We start from the raw sequence: 13,062 nt of genomic DNA, 5'->3' as shown, positions 1-13,062 counted from the left end.
AGGAACATTATGAGTCTTAATTACCTGGATTTTGAACAGCCAATCGCAGAACTGGAAGCGAAAATCGACTCGCTGAAATCGATTGGCCGTCAGGATGAGAAACACGATATTAATCTGGACGAAGAAGTGCAGCGTCTGCGCGAAAAAAGCGTAGAGCTGACACGTAAAATCTTCTCCGATTTGGGTGCATGGCAGGTCGCGCAACTGGCGCGTCACCCGCTGCGTCCTTATACGCTGGACTATGTCCGCAATGCCTTTGATGATTTTGACGAGCTGGCTGGCGATCGTGCCTATGCCGACGATAAAGCGATTGTCGGTGGTATCGCCCGTCTCGATGGCCGTCCGGTGATGATCATTGGTCATCAGAAAGGCCGTGAAACCAAAGAGAAAATTCGTCGCAACTTCGGTATGCCAGCACCAGAGGGCTACCGTAAGGCGCTGCGCCTGATGGAGATGGCTGAACGCTTTAAGATGCCGTTGATCACCTTCATCGACACCCCGGGTGCATATCCGGGCGTTGGTGCAGAGGAACGTGGTCAGTCGGAAGCGATTGCCCGTAACCTGCGCGAGATGTCTGGCCTGAAAATCCCGGTAATTTGTACCGTGATCGGCGAAGGCGGCTCAGGTGGTGCACTGGCGATTGGTGTGGGCGATAAGGTCAACATGTTGCAGTACAGCACCTATTCGGTGATCTCACCGGAAGGCTGTGCCTCCATTCTGTGGAAAAGCGCTGACAAAGCACCGCTGGCGGCAGAAGCAATGGGCATCACCGCTGATCGTCTGAAAGAGTTGAAACTGATCGACTCCATCATCCCGGAACCGCTGGGTGGTGCACACCGTCAGCCGGTGGATATGGCCGAAGCACTGAAAAAGCAGCTGCTGGCTGATCTGGCCGATCTCGATGTTCTCAGCACCGAAGAGCTGCTGAACCGTCGTTATCAGCGTCTGATGAGCTACGGCTACGCCTGATAAGCTGATGATCAAAAAAAGCGGACTTCGGTCCGCTTTTTTTATGCCTGCGCAACAGCAGAGCATTCTGACGGTAATCCGCCCCCGCTTTTCGCTATCCTTATTCAGTGCCACAACACCACAGGAGGTGAGCATTGAATATTCTTGCGATCATGGGACCGCACGGGGTTTTCTACAAAGATGAACCCATGCGTGAACTGGATGCTGCACTGAAGCTGCAAGGTTTCCAGACCGTCTATCCCACCAATGCCAGCGACCTGCTGAAGCTGATTGAACATAACCCGCGCATCTGTGGCGTGGTTTTTGACTGGGACGATTACAGTCTGGCGCTGTGCAGTGAAATCAATCAGCTCAATGAATATCTGCCGCTGTACGCGTTTATCAACACCCATTCACAAATGGATGTCAGCATTAACGAGATGCGCATGGCGTTGCATTTCTTCGAATACGCGCTCAGCATGGCTGACGATATCGCGTTGCATATCCGCCAGTACACCGACGAATACATCGACAAAATCACACCGCCACTGACCAAAGCGCTGTTCACCTATGTCAATGAGGGCAAGTACACCTTCTGTACTCCAGGGCATATGGGGGGAACTGCGTTTCAGAAAAGCCCGGTGGGAAGTTTGTTCTACGACTTTTTTGGCGCGAATACGTTAAAAGCGGATATCTCGATTTCAGTGACGGAACTGGGTTCCCTGCTTGATCACACCGGCCCGCATCTGGAAGCTGAGGAGTACGTCGCGCGGACTTTTGGTGCTGAGCAAAGCTATATGGTGACCAATGGCACCTCGACCTCGAATAAGATCGTGGGCATGTATGCGGCTCCAGCGGGTAGCACGGTCTTGATTGACCGCAACTGCCATAAATCCCTGACCCATCTGTTGATGATGAGCGACATTATCCCGCTCTGGCTGAAGCCAACGCGCAACGCGCTCGGCATTCTTGGCGGTATTCCCAAGCGGGAGTTCACCCGCGACAGCATCCAGCAGAAAGTGGAAAGCACGCCGCGCGCCAGCTGGCCGGTGCATGCGGTGATCACTAACTCAACCTACGACGGCTTACTGTACAACACGCAATACATCAAACAGACGCTGGATGTGCCGTCGATCCACTTCGATTCCGCGTGGGTGCCCTATACCAATTTCCACCCGATCTATGACGGAAAAAGTGGCATGAGTGGCGATCGGGTGCCGGGTAAAGTGTTCTACGAAACGCAATCAACGCATAAACTGCTGGCGGCATTTTCCCAGGCGTCGCTTATTCACATCAAGGGTGATTACGATGAGCAGACCTTTAACGAAGCCTACATGATGCATACCACCACCTCGCCAAATTACGCCATTGTCTCGTCGATTGAGACGGCGGCGGCGATGTTGCGCGGCAATCCGGGTAAGCGCCTGATCAATCGTTCGGTAGAACGGGCGTTGCATTTCCGGCGTGAGATCCAGCGTTTGCGTGAAGAGTCAGAGGGGTGGTTCTTTGATATCTGGCAGCCGGAAAAAGTGGATGAAGCGGAATGCTGGCCGATCCAGCCGGGTGAGGAAGACTGGCACGGTTTTACCCAGGCCGACCGCGATCATATGTACCTTGATCCAATTAAGGTAACCATCCTGACGCCAGGAATGAGCGAGCTGGGGGTGATGGCGGAAGAGGGGATTCCGGCGGCGCTGGTGGCAAAATTCCTCGACCAGCGTGGCGTGGTGGTGGAAAAAACCGGTCCGTATAACCTGCTGTTCCTGTTCAGTATTGGCATCGATAAGACCAAAGCGATGAGCGTGCTGCGTGGCCTGACCGAATTTAAGCGCGCTTATGATCTCAATCTGCGGGTAAAAAACATGTTGCCGGATCTCTACGCCGAAGATCCTGATTTCTATCGCAACATGCGTATTCAGACGCTGGCCCAGGGCATCCATCAGTTGATCCTGCAACACGATCTGCCGCGCCTGATGCTCAAAGCTTTTGACGTGTTGCCAGAGATGAAGATGACCCCGCATCAGGCATTTCAACAGCAGGTAAAAGGCCTGGTGGAAACGGTCGATATCCGCGAGCTGGTGGGACGCATCTCCGCCAATATGATTTTGCCCTATCCGCCAGGTGTCCCTTTGGTGATGCCGGGAGAAATGATCACTGAGCAGAGTCGCGCGGTGCTCGATTTTCTGTTGATGCTCTGCACTATCGGGCGGCACTACCCCGGTTTCGAAACGGACATTCACGGCGCGACGTTGACCGAGGATGGGCGTTATCTGGTACGGGTGCTTAAAGGCGAGAACGACCATTAAGTTCGGACAAAAGCCTCTTTTCACCAGGCCGCCTGCCACGTAAGGTAAGCGGCTAAGCCGATAACCGGAGCCACTATGCTACAGATTAAACAGATCCACCACATTGCCATTATCGCCACCGATTATGCGCGCAGTAAGGCATTCTATTGTGATGTGCTGGGCTTTGAATTGCTGGGGGAGTTTTATCGTGCAGAGCGTGATTCGTGGAAAGGGGATCTCGGGCTGAATGGTGTCTACACTATCGAACTGTTCTCCTTCCCGTCACCGCCAGCACGCGTCAGTCAGCCGGAAGCCTGTGGCTTACGTCATCTGGCATTTTGTGTTGAGGATGTGGAACAATCGGTCGCGGCGCTGGCTGAGAAGGGGGTGGTTTGCGAACCGATTCGTATTGATGCGTTGACCGGTAAAACCTGTACCTTCTTCTCTGACCCCGATGGTTTGCCGCTGGAGCTATATCAGGCGTAAAATAGCGCCCGTCGCGAGCCGCAATCGGGCGGTTCGCCCTTACGGATTGCGCCATGTCTTTGTCCCATCTTGCTGCACTGCTGACACCCGATGCCCGCTGCGTGCTGGCGTTCAGCGGTGGGCTGGATTCCACCGTGTTGTTGCATCAACTGGTTTGCTGGCAACGACAACATCCACAGTTTCAACTGCGCGCATTGCATGTCCATCATGGTTTAAGCCCCAATGCTGATAGTTGGGCAGCACATTGCCAGCACCTTTGCCAGCAGTGGCAAGTCCCCTGTGAGGTGTTGCGAGTGCAGGTGGATGGGCATGAGCAGGGGATAGAAGCGGCAGCGCGCGATGCACGTTATCAGGCGTTGTTTCAACACCTACAACCCGGTGAGTACTTACTTACCGCCCAGCATCTTGATGATCAGTGTGAAACCCTGCTGCTGGCCCTAAAGCGTGGCAGTGGCCCGGCGGGCCTGGCCGCGATGCCATCACAACGTATCGTGGGGGAAAACACCCATCTGCGGCCATTGTTGACCTTCAGTCGTCAGCAACTTGAAAGTTGGGCGACAGAGCATCAGTTGCGTTGGATCGAAGACGAGAGCAACGCGGATTGCCGCTACGACAGAAATTTTCTGCGCCAGCAGGTACTCCCGTTATTGCATGCTCGCTGGCCGCATTTCAGCGCTGCGGTTGCACGCAGCGCCGCGTTATGTGGTGAACAGGAACAACTGCTGGACGAGTTGCTGGCGGAACAATTGGCACAACTCACGGATGAGCTGGGGCGACTTAACTTCACGCCGTTGTTGAGCATGCAGGAAGCGCGTCGTCATGCGCTGCTGCGGCGCTGGATTGCGCAGCAGGGCGGAATCATGCCCTCACGCGATGCATTGCTGCGCATCACCCGTGAAGTGATGCAGAGTCGGGAAGATGCCCAACCCTGTCTGCATTTTGGTGCTTTTGAACTGCGCCGTTATCGCCAGCACCTGTACTGGCTAGCGCCTCAGCCTTCCCTCAGTCAGCACTCACTTACCTGGCATAACCTCTCGCAACCCTTGCGTTTGCCCGAACCGCTCGGGGAGTTACAGGCAAGCCATGATAGCCCGCGGCTACGTTACCCGACCGATGATGAGCAGGTGAGCGTGCGTTTTAAGGCCCAGGGCTATTTCCACCTGATCGAACGGGCGGGGGGACGTGAAGTGAAAAAGCTGTGGCAGGAGCTGGGTGTTCCGCCCTGGCAGCGTGAACGGATCCCACTGATTTACTACAACCAGACGTTAATTTGCGCGCCGGGATTTTTTATCACCCGTGAAGGTGCGGCCAGCAATGAGCAAGGCTGGACGGCGGTCTGGTTACAACAACAATAAAACGGAGAGCAATGATGAAACACTGGATCGCGGCGGCACTTTTCGCCGTGGCACTGCCGGCGCTGGCCGACGGTGATATCAAGGCCGGGGCGCAAAAAGCGGCCAGTTGTCTGGCTTGTCATGGTGCGGAAGGAAAAAGCGCCGTGCCTTTGTATCCTAATCTGGCCGGACAGCATGCACCTTATCTGCTGCACTCGTTACAAGCCTACAAAAAAGGGGAACGCAGTGGGGGGCAGGCTGAGGTAATGAAAGCGTTTGTAGCCGGGTTAAGCGATCAGGATATGGAAGATCTGTCGGCGTATTACAGCTCGCTACAGCCATAAGCGAGGGGGGCGGGAGAGGGATTTCCCGCCCGTAGGAAGGTTACTCGTCTTCGCTGACGATAACGGTGCCCAGCTCAGGGTGGCTGAAGCTGGCGATGTGATCGAGCCGCAGCTCGCGTGTTTCGCCGGAGAGGTCGACCGCAAGATACTCGACGTTTTTGCGTGAAATCATGTCCACGGCTTTCGCCTTGAGCTGATCACCGTTTTTTAATTCGAGCGCAAGCGTCCAGTGTTTTTGGCAGGCGAGTTCCAGGTTGTCGTAGTCATCGCAGTTGATGGGTTTGTAGGCTTCATTCGTCAACATAGTCGCTCACCAATAAGTTTGCAGCGGCATAGGCTGCCTGTTCCCTGACAGAAGAGTTTAGCGCAGAATTAGCGGCAATATCATTGAGTGCATTCAGCGCGCATCCAATGGCATCTGGCACATAACCCAGGTCGCCGCTGCCAATTTCGGCATACTTCTGGCGAACTAACTCACAATACTTTTGCACATTCACCTCCTCAGCAGAGTTTCAATACTCTGGTTGATAGGAGACTATATCACAGGCAATTCACTGAAATCAGCCAGTGAACAGCGCGAAGCATTCAGAGAAAAGCAGAAAAGTGGCAAAATTCGCTGCTGTTAAGCGTCTGCACAGCGCACAAAAGGTTAAGTTAATGCACAGGTTATTACGCGGTACAGGAACCCTTCCTGCGGCAGGTGACAGATGATTGTAGTATCACGTTCGGTTTCACTGCCGGAAAATGAGGTCGAGTTGAGCGCCATCCGTGCGCAGGGTGCTGGTGGGCAGCATGTCAATAAAACCTCGACCGCCATCCACCTGCGTTTTGATATCAACGCGTCATCATTGCCGCCATTTTATAAACAGCGTCTGCTGGCCGCGCGCCACCATTTGATCACCGAGGATGGCGTGGTGATTATCAAAGCGCAGGAGTATCGCAGCCAGGAGATGAATCGCGAAGCTGCGCTACAGCGGTTGATTAATTTAATTCGGGAACTGACAACGGTGGAAAAAGTGAGGCGTGCCACACGTCCCACCCGGGCATCGAAAGAACGACGACTGGACGGCAAAGCGCGGCGAAGTAATACCAAGGCGCTGCGGGGAAAAGTGCGTTAAAAAAAGCGCCTCTGATCAGAGGCGCTCTGGGGGGATTACTTGTTCAGGGCTTTTGCCAGGAATTCGACGATTTCGCTGTGCTTAATCATCTCTTTCTCGCTGGCGGAACGCGCTTTGTACTCGATCTCTTCATTATCGAGGTTGCGATCGCCGATCACGATGGTATGCGGTACACCAATCAGTTCCATATCGGCAAACATCACGCCCGGACGCTCTTTACGGTCATCCAGAATCACGTCAATGCCTTTGGCACGCAGTGCGTTGTACAGATCATCCGCGACTTCTTTCACACGGAAAGATTTGTGCATGTTCATTGGCAGAATCGCCACTTCGAACGGTGCCAGGGCTGCCGGCCAGATGATGCCACGCTCGTCATGGTTCTGCTCAATGGCCGCCGCCACCACGCGGGTGATACCGATACCGTAGCAGCCCATGGTCATGATTTGGTTACGACCATCTTCGCCTTGCACCGCCGCTTTCAGCGCATCGGAATATTTGGTGCCGAGCTGGAAGATGTGACCAACTTCGATACCACGTTTGATCAGCAGCGTGCCTTTACCGTCCGGGCTGGGATCGCCTTCCACCACGTTGCGGATATCTTCGACACGCGGTTCCGGCAAGTCACGGCCCCAGTTAATTCCAGCGAAGTGTTTGCCATCGATGTTGGCACCGGCGCAGAAGTCGCTGGTTTTCGCCACGGTACGGTCAGCAATCACCGGCATGGTGAGACCCACCGGACCGAGGGAACCCGGACCTGCGCCCAGAACCGCACGGATTTCGGCTTCGGTCGCCATTTCCAGCGGTGCGGCAACGATATCCAGCTTCTCCGCTTTCACTTCGTTGAGCTGATGATCACCACGCAGCAGCAGGGCAACCAGCGCATGGCCGCTCTCTTCGGTGCCTTTAACAAACAGCGTTTTGACCGTTTTCTCAATCGGCAACTGATGCTGTTCAACCAACTCGGCGATGGTTTTCGCATTTGGTGTGTCGAACTGCACCATCTGTTGTGTCGGCTGTGGACGTTCGCCAGCCGGGGCCAGAGCCTCAGCTTTCTCGATGTTAGCGGCGTAATCGGATTCGCTGGAGAAGATCACATCATCTTCACCGCTCTGCGCCAGCACCTGGAATTCATGTGAAGCGCTACCACCGATGGAACCGGTATCGGCCTGTACCGCACGGAAGTCCAGCCCCATACGGCTGAAGCTCTGGCTGTAGGCGCGATACATCGCGTCATAGGTTTCCTGCAACGATTCCTGCGAAGTGTGGAACGAGTAGGCATCTTTCATGATGAACTCGCGTGAACGCATCACCCCAAAGCGTGGGCGCACTTCGTCACGGAACTTGGTCTGGATCTGATACAGGTTGAGCGGCAATTGCTTGTAAGAGCTCAACTCGTTACGGATCAGGTCAGTGACCACTTCTTCATGCGTCGGACCCAACACGAACGGGCGATCGTGACGGTCTTTAATACGCAGCAGTTCGGGACCATATTGCTCCCAACGGCCACTCTCTTCCCACAGATCGGCAGGCTGAACCACCGGCATGGAGATTTCAATCGCGCCTGCGTTGTTCATCTCTTCACGCACGATGTTTTCGACTTTTCTCAGCACGCGAACACCGGTCGGCAGCCAGGTATAAAGTCCTGAAGCCAGTTTACGGATCATCCCGGCGCGCAGCATCAGCTGGTGGCTGATAACTTCCGCATCGGAGGGCGTCTCCTTCAGAGTGGAGAGCAAATATTGAGTAGTACGCATTGATTACGATTCCAGTTATACGGAAGGTCACTGACAAAAAATTTTGCTGGCGGCTAGTGTACCAGCGAGATCCGCCACTCAAAAGCGCGTTTTAGCGCGGATCGAGAGCGATCACCTCGGTGCCTGCCTCATCAATGCGCCAGCGCACATTAAAATCGAGCAGCCAGGCAGCATATTCACGATCTTCTGCCTCACCTTTGCGATAAGCAGGGCGCGGATCCTGAGCCAGTACATCGCTGATAAAGCGTGCCAAATGGGGGTGGTTTTTTTGTTGCTGTTGAATTTGCGCCAACGCCAGTGCAGAGAAACGCACCGGCATTGCTGCCTCGGGAGCCTGCTGGGCAAATCCGGCGCGTGCATCCGGTAAGGCTTCGGCAAACGGCAGATAAGGTTTGATATCGACCACCGGGGTGCCATCCACCAGATCTAAACTGCCCAACTGCAAAATGACTTGCTGCTTTTCGCAACGGATGCCTTTGAGTTCAACCAGCGACATACCAATCGGATTGGGTCGGAAGGTTGAACGCGTCGCAAAGACGCCCATGCGCGCATTGCCACCCAGGCGTGGTGGACGTACAGTGGGGCGCCAGCCGCCAGACATGGTTTGATGAAAAACAAACAGCACCCACAGATGGCTGAACGCTTCAAGACCGCGTACCGCTTCAGCCTGGTTGTAAGGTGGCAGCAGATGCAGCTCACCGGTGCCATCCTGCACCAGACCCGGCTGGCGCGGCACGGCGAATTTCTCTTTCCACGGCGAATGAATTACGCCGATTTGCGCAAAGGCAAACTCACTCATTGATTGGCAACTTTCAGTGCAGAACCCTGACAGACGGCCTGACGATAGCAACCCGGAGTGCTGGAGACGATTTCGCACTTATGCAGCAGCACGGCGTTCGCCTTCATTCCCGCCGCTCGCAGTTGCAGGCGTTTACGGGCGGTATTGATATTTGGCGGTGAATCCTGGGTGCTGCTCTGGCAATCATCGCCAGACACTTCGCCGAGGTCACGGAAAGGTTTGCTGACCAAATCGGTCGCGTCCGTGTAAATCTTCACCGGGGCCGGACGGGGCGCAGGGCGGCGTTCCGGTTCGCTGGATTGCTGCTGCGGGTGCGATGAAGCACTGCTTATCGGGTGATATTCACGCACACACCCGGTCAGCATCAATGCCAACAAGCAGAGCGGTAAAAAACGCATGGCAACATCCTCATGTTTTAAAAAGTGGCGTTATTGAAACAAGGACAACCGTAAATAACAAGTCAGCTGCCACAACCGGCAAAAGAAAGGGCGGCCGAAGCCGCCCTGAATGGCATGAGAAGAGGGGATTACCAGCCCTTCACAGCACCACCGTTGAAGATTTTGTTCGCGGCTTCCGCGACTTCGTCAGACTGATAAGCCTGAACAAATTTCTTCACGTTTTCAGCGTCTTTGTTGTCTTCACGGCTAACGATCAGGTTCACGTACGGTGAATCTTTATCTTCAACGAAGATACCGTCTTTAGCCGGGGTCAGGCCAATCTGGCTGGCGTAAGTGGTGTTGATTACTGCCAGCGCAATCTGCTGATCGTCCAGTGAACGCGGCAACTGCGGCGCTTCCAGTTCAACAATCTTCAGGTTTTTCGGGTTCTCGGTGATATCCAGCGCGGTCGGCAGCAGGCCAACACCGTCTTTCAGTTTAATCAGACCCACTTTCTGCAACAGCAGCAGCGAACGACCAAGGTTAGTCGGGTCATTCGGGATGGCGATCTGAGCGCCGTTCTGCAACTCATCCAGAGATTTGATCTTTTTGGAGTAGCCCGCGATGGGGTAAACAAAGGTGTTACCAACCGGTACCAGCTTATAGCCACGATCTTTGATCTGCTGATCCAGATACGGTTTGTGCTGGAAGGCGTTAACATCGATATCGCCTTTGCTCAGGGCTTCGTTCGGCAGAACGTAGTCGTTGAAGGTGACCAATTCAACATCCAGGCCATACTTCTCTTTCGCGACTTTCTGTGCCGTTTCAGCAACCTGCTGCTCGGCGCCAACAATCACACCCACTTTAATGTGGTTTGGATCTTTGGCTTTCTGATCGCATCCGGCCAGCGCAATCACGCCAATCAGCGCGCCCACAGCGGCAATCTTTTTAAATGTAAAAGACATATCCTTTCCTTAATAGAGAATATTGATATTGCTTGCTTACTTATGGGACACAGCACGCACGATGCGGTCGCCACAGAATTGGATTAAATAAACCAACACCACCAACAGGACCAGAACGGTATTCATCACGGTGGCGTTATAGCCGATGTAACCATACTGATAGCCGATCTGGCCGAGTCCGCCAGCACCTACCGCACCACCCATCGCGGAGTAGCCAACCAGCGTAATCAGAGTAATTGTAGCGGCATTCACCAGCCCCGGCAGGGCTTCAGGCAACAACACCTTGCGTACGATTTGCAGCGGTGTGGCCCCCATCGCGCGTGACGCTTCGATCAACCCGGTGGGCAGTTCGAGCAAGGCGTTCTCAACCATACGGGCGATAAACGGCGCGGCCCCCACGGTCAGCGGCACAATCGCGGCCTGTAGACCGATCGACGTTCCCACGATCGCGCGGGTAAATGGAATCATCCAGACCAGCAGGATAATGAACGGGATGGAACGGAAGATATTCACCAGCGCCGAGAGTACGCGATACAACGCAGCGTTCGCCAGAATTTGGCCGGGACGGGTGACGTACAGCAACACGCCAACGGGCAGGCCAAGCACAAAGCCAAAGAAGCCGGAGACAAAGGTCATCATCAGCGTTTCCCAAATGCCACGTCCCAGTAGCCACATCATCGCTTCAGACATAACCCAGTACCTCAACTTTCACATGATTCTCTTTCAACCAGGCAATGGCGGCTTGCGTATCATTTTCGCTGCCGTCCATCTCGGCCAGCATAATGCCGAACTTCACGCCACCGGCGTAATCCATCTGCGCGCTAATAATATTGTTATTAACGTTGAAGCGACGTGCCGCTTCTGACAGCAGAGGCGCATCCACCGACTTGCCCGTGAATTCCAGGCGTAATAAAGGTACGGTGTCATTTCCTGGCTGGGCCGACATGCGTTGCTGGTAATCGTCAGGAATATCGAGATGCAGGGTTGACTGGATAAACTGCTGCGCCAACGGTGTTTTCGGATGAGAAAATACTTCGCTAACGCTGTCTTGCTCAATCAGTTCGCCATTACTGATTACGGCGACCTGATCGCAGATGCGCTTCACTACATCCATTTCATGGGTGATCAGCAGGATGGTCAGACCAAGACGGCGATTGATATCTTTAAGCAACTCGAGGATGGAACGGGTTGTTGCCGGATCCAGAGCGCTGGTGGCTTCGTCGCACAGCAGCACTTTAGGGTTGCTGGCCAGAGCACGGGCAATCGCCACACGCTGTTTTTGACCACCGGACAGATTCGCCGGCCAGGCATCGTGTTTATCCGCCAGGCCCACCAGGTCCAGCAGCTCGCTGACGCGCTGTTTGATCTGCTCGCGAGAAAGATTGCCCAGCTCAAGCGGCAGAGCGACGTTGCCGAAGACAGTGCGTGAGTTCATCAAATTAAAATGCTGGAAAATCATGCCAATCTGACGGCGTGCCTGTGTCAACTGACCTTCGGAAAGTGCGGTCAGATCCTGACCATCGACCAATACCCGGCCAGATGTAGGACGCTCCAGCAGATTGACGCAGCGAATAAGTGTACTTTTACCGGCACCGGATGCACCGATGACGCCATAAATCTGTCCGGCAGGCACATGCAGGCTGACGTTAGATAACGCCTGAATGGTGCGTGAACCTTGCTGGAACACTTTGCTAATATTTTCGAGTTTAATCATTAGGTTAATTATTATCGTGTTGCGTTGTCCGTGGTGTTTCGGGTTTCATCTGGCTACGCCGTGTGAAATCTGGATGGATGGTAAGGCATCCAGACGGCTAAATCAATGAAAGTCATTCAATCTGCCATTCTCTCAGTATGCGCAATCATGCGATACTGACCGGCAATTTTTGCAGCAGGAGTTTCTACGTGGCGAACAAAGTCCCGGCTATTTTTCTTGATCGTGATGGCACATTGAATGTCGATCACGGCTATGTCCATGAGATCGATAATTTTCAGTTTATTGATGGCACCATTGAGGCGCTACAGGCGCTGAAAAAAATGGGCTTTGCCCTGGTACTGGTCACCAATCAGTCGGGCATTGCGCGCGGCATGTTTACGGAAGACCAATTTATGCAGCTGACGGAGTGGATGGACTGGTCCCTGGCGGATCGCGATGTTGATCTCGATGGTATCTATTTCTGCCCGCATCTGCCGGATGCGACGGTTGAAGAGTATCGCCAGCAATGTGATTGCCGTAAACCGCAGCCTGGTATGCTGCTGTCGGCGCAGAAGCATCTCCATATAGATATGGCCGCTTCTTATATGGTTGGCGACAAACTGGAAGATATGCAGGCGGCGCAGGCGGCTGGTGTAGGCACGAAAGTGTTGGTGCGTACCGGTAAACCGGTGACGGCGGAAGGCGAAGCGGCGGCGGATTGGGTGATTGATAGCCTTGCTGACCTGCCGGAACGTATTAAAAAGGGCTAAAAACGGGCCTTTTGCACAAATTTCAGCCGAACAGTAAAAAAGTTGAAATTTACGCTTGCGCTTCGTCAGAGTCTCCCTATAATGCGCCTCCACTGACACGGCAAAGCGGCAACGCAGACGGTCAGCAAGGGACGAAGTGATTCATCCCGCCAGAGAAAAATCTCGAAAAAGAGATTGACTCTGAAGGAG

Annotated in this window: 15 protein-coding genes; 7 read left to right on the top strand and 8 right to left on the bottom strand. The window is 54.0% G+C overall.

Translation table 11 applies throughout. The features are described 5' to 3' along the window. Positions 1 to 9: 9 nt before the first annotated feature. The 5 genes from accA to L579_RS12785 all read left to right on the top strand — a co-directional run bounded on the left by accA (position 10) and on the right by L579_RS12785 (position 5,397). The gene (gene accA / locus L579_RS12805; RefSeq protein WP_021184656.1) at positions 10 to 969 is read left to right on the top strand and encodes an acetyl-CoA carboxylase carboxyl transferase subunit alpha; all 960 of its coding nucleotides are present in this window, start codon (positions 10 to 12) and stop codon (positions 967 to 969) included. 134 nt (positions 970 to 1,103) lie between these two features. Then, a complete protein-coding gene (locus L579_RS12800) occupies positions 1,104 to 3,254 on the top strand; it encodes a lysine decarboxylase LdcC (protein ID WP_021184655.1) in 2,151 nt (716 codons plus the stop codon). Between the two features lie 75 nt (positions 3,255 to 3,329). Next, positions 3,330 to 3,719: a VOC family protein gene (locus L579_RS12795; protein WP_021184654.1), complete on the top strand. Its 390-nt coding sequence runs from the start codon at positions 3,330 to 3,332 to the stop codon at positions 3,717 to 3,719. A 53-nt stretch (positions 3,720 to 3,772) separates the two neighbouring features. Beyond that, entirely contained in the window at positions 3,773 to 5,074 is a 1,302-nt protein-coding gene (tilS, locus tag L579_RS12790) for a tRNA lysidine(34) synthetase TilS (RefSeq protein WP_021184653.1), read from the top strand. A gap of 14 nt (positions 5,075 to 5,088) precedes the next feature. After that, the gene (locus L579_RS12785; protein ID WP_036626609.1) at positions 5,089 to 5,397 is read left to right on the top strand and encodes a c-type cytochrome; all 309 of its coding nucleotides are present in this window, start codon (positions 5,089 to 5,091) and stop codon (positions 5,395 to 5,397) included. A gap of 40 nt (positions 5,398 to 5,437) precedes the next feature. Here the strand turns inward: L579_RS12785 and rof are convergent, their stop codons facing one another. Together rof and L579_RS12775 are read right to left on the bottom strand one after the other, a co-directional pair. Beyond that, positions 5,438 to 5,701: a Rho-binding antiterminator gene (gene rof / locus L579_RS12780; protein WP_013507963.1), complete on the bottom strand. Its 264-nt coding sequence runs from the start codon at positions 5,699 to 5,701 to the stop codon at positions 5,438 to 5,440. After that, a complete protein-coding gene (locus L579_RS12775; protein WP_013507964.1) occupies positions 5,688 to 5,888 on the bottom strand; it encodes a YaeP family protein in 201 nt (66 codons plus the stop codon). The genes rof and L579_RS12775 overlap by 14 nt, the downstream gene beginning before the upstream one ends. 216 nt (positions 5,889 to 6,104) lie before the next feature. Here L579_RS12775 and arfB point away from each other — a divergent pair, with 216 nt between their 5' ends. Further along, complete coding sequence (gene arfB / locus L579_RS12770; protein WP_021184650.1) at positions 6,105 to 6,515, top strand: alternative ribosome rescue aminoacyl-tRNA hydrolase ArfB; 411 nt, start codon at positions 6,105 to 6,107, stop codon at positions 6,513 to 6,515. 35 nt (positions 6,516 to 6,550) lie between these two features. On the opposite strand, the gene proS is transcribed toward arfB, so the two are convergent. From proS to metN, 6 genes are all read right to left on the bottom strand, one after another. After that, on the bottom strand, positions 6,551 to 8,269 hold the full coding sequence (proS, locus tag L579_RS12765) for a proline--tRNA ligase (protein WP_021184649.1): 1,719 nt from the start codon (positions 8,267 to 8,269) through the stop codon (positions 6,551 to 6,553). 91 nt (positions 8,270 to 8,360) lie between these two features. Beyond that, entirely contained in the window at positions 8,361 to 9,068 is a 708-nt protein-coding gene (gene tsaA / locus L579_RS12760; protein ID WP_021184648.1) for a tRNA (N6-threonylcarbamoyladenosine(37)-N6)-methyltransferase TrmO, read from the bottom strand. Continuing rightward, a complete protein-coding gene (gene rcsF / locus L579_RS12755; RefSeq protein ID WP_021184647.1) occupies positions 9,065 to 9,466 on the bottom strand; it encodes an Rcs stress response system protein RcsF in 402 nt (133 codons plus the stop codon). Before rcsF ends, tsaA begins: the two co-directional genes overlap by 4 nt. Before the next feature lie 128 nt (positions 9,467 to 9,594). Next, on the bottom strand, positions 9,595 to 10,410 hold the full coding sequence (locus L579_RS12750; RefSeq protein ID WP_013507969.1) for a MetQ/NlpA family lipoprotein: 816 nt from the start codon (positions 10,408 to 10,410) through the stop codon (positions 9,595 to 9,597). Between the two features lie 36 nt (positions 10,411 to 10,446). Beyond that, positions 10,447 to 11,100 (bottom strand): methionine ABC transporter permease MetI, encoded by a 654-nt coding sequence (locus L579_RS12745; RefSeq protein ID WP_021184646.1) that lies wholly within the window; start codon positions 11,098 to 11,100, stop codon positions 10,447 to 10,449. Then, entirely contained in the window at positions 11,093 to 12,124 is a 1,032-nt protein-coding gene (gene metN, locus L579_RS12740) for a methionine ABC transporter ATP-binding protein MetN (protein ID WP_021184645.1), read from the bottom strand. Before metN ends, L579_RS12745 begins: the two co-directional genes overlap by 8 nt. Positions 12,125 to 12,312: 188 nt before the next feature. Between metN and gmhB the strand changes: the two genes are divergently transcribed. Then, positions 12,313 to 12,873 (top strand): D-glycero-beta-D-manno-heptose 1,7-bisphosphate 7-phosphatase, encoded by a 561-nt coding sequence (gene gmhB, locus L579_RS12735; RefSeq protein ID WP_021184644.1) that lies wholly within the window; start codon positions 12,313 to 12,315, stop codon positions 12,871 to 12,873. Positions 12,874 to 13,062 lie beyond the last annotated feature (189 nt).

Source organism: Pantoea sp. AS-PWVM4, assembly GCF_000468095.1.
GTDB lineage: Bacteria > Pseudomonadota > Gammaproteobacteria > Enterobacterales > Enterobacteriaceae > Pantoea > Pantoea phytobeneficialis.
Note: the sequence above shows the minus strand (reverse complement) of the source record. Positions and strands in the feature narration are given on the sequence as shown.

Coding starts and splice junctions, on each gene's coding strand:
- tilS (WP_021184653.1), top strand. CDS start 3,773: ATGTCTTTGTCCCATCTTGCTGCACTGCTGACACCCGATGCCCGCTGC.
- accA (WP_021184656.1), top strand. CDS start 10: ATGAGTCTTAATTACCTGGATTTTGAACAGCCAATCGCAGAACTGGAA.
- metN (WP_021184645.1), bottom strand. CDS start 12,124: ATGATTAAACTCGAAAATATTAGCAAAGTGTTCCAGCAAGGTTCACGC.
- L579_RS12750 (WP_013507969.1), bottom strand. CDS start 10,410: ATGTCTTTTACATTTAAAAAGATTGCCGCTGTGGGCGCGCTGATTGGC.
- arfB (WP_021184650.1), top strand. CDS start 6,105: ATGATTGTAGTATCACGTTCGGTTTCACTGCCGGAAAATGAGGTCGAG.
- L579_RS12785 (WP_036626609.1), top strand. CDS start 5,089: ATGAAACACTGGATCGCGGCGGCACTTTTCGCCGTGGCACTGCCGGCG.
- L579_RS12795 (WP_021184654.1), top strand. CDS start 3,330: ATGCTACAGATTAAACAGATCCACCACATTGCCATTATCGCCACCGAT.
- L579_RS12745 (WP_021184646.1), bottom strand. CDS start 11,100: ATGTCTGAAGCGATGATGTGGCTACTGGGACGTGGCATTTGGGAAACG.
- tsaA (WP_021184648.1), bottom strand. CDS start 9,068: ATGAGTGAGTTTGCCTTTGCGCAAATCGGCGTAATTCATTCGCCGTGG.
- rof (WP_013507963.1), bottom strand. CDS start 5,701: ATGTTGACGAATGAAGCCTACAAACCCATCAACTGCGATGACTACGAC.
- proS (WP_021184649.1), bottom strand. CDS start 8,269: ATGCGTACTACTCAATATTTGCTCTCCACTCTGAAGGAGACGCCCTCC.
- rcsF (WP_021184647.1), bottom strand. CDS start 9,466: ATGCGTTTTTTACCGCTCTGCTTGTTGGCATTGATGCTGACCGGGTGT.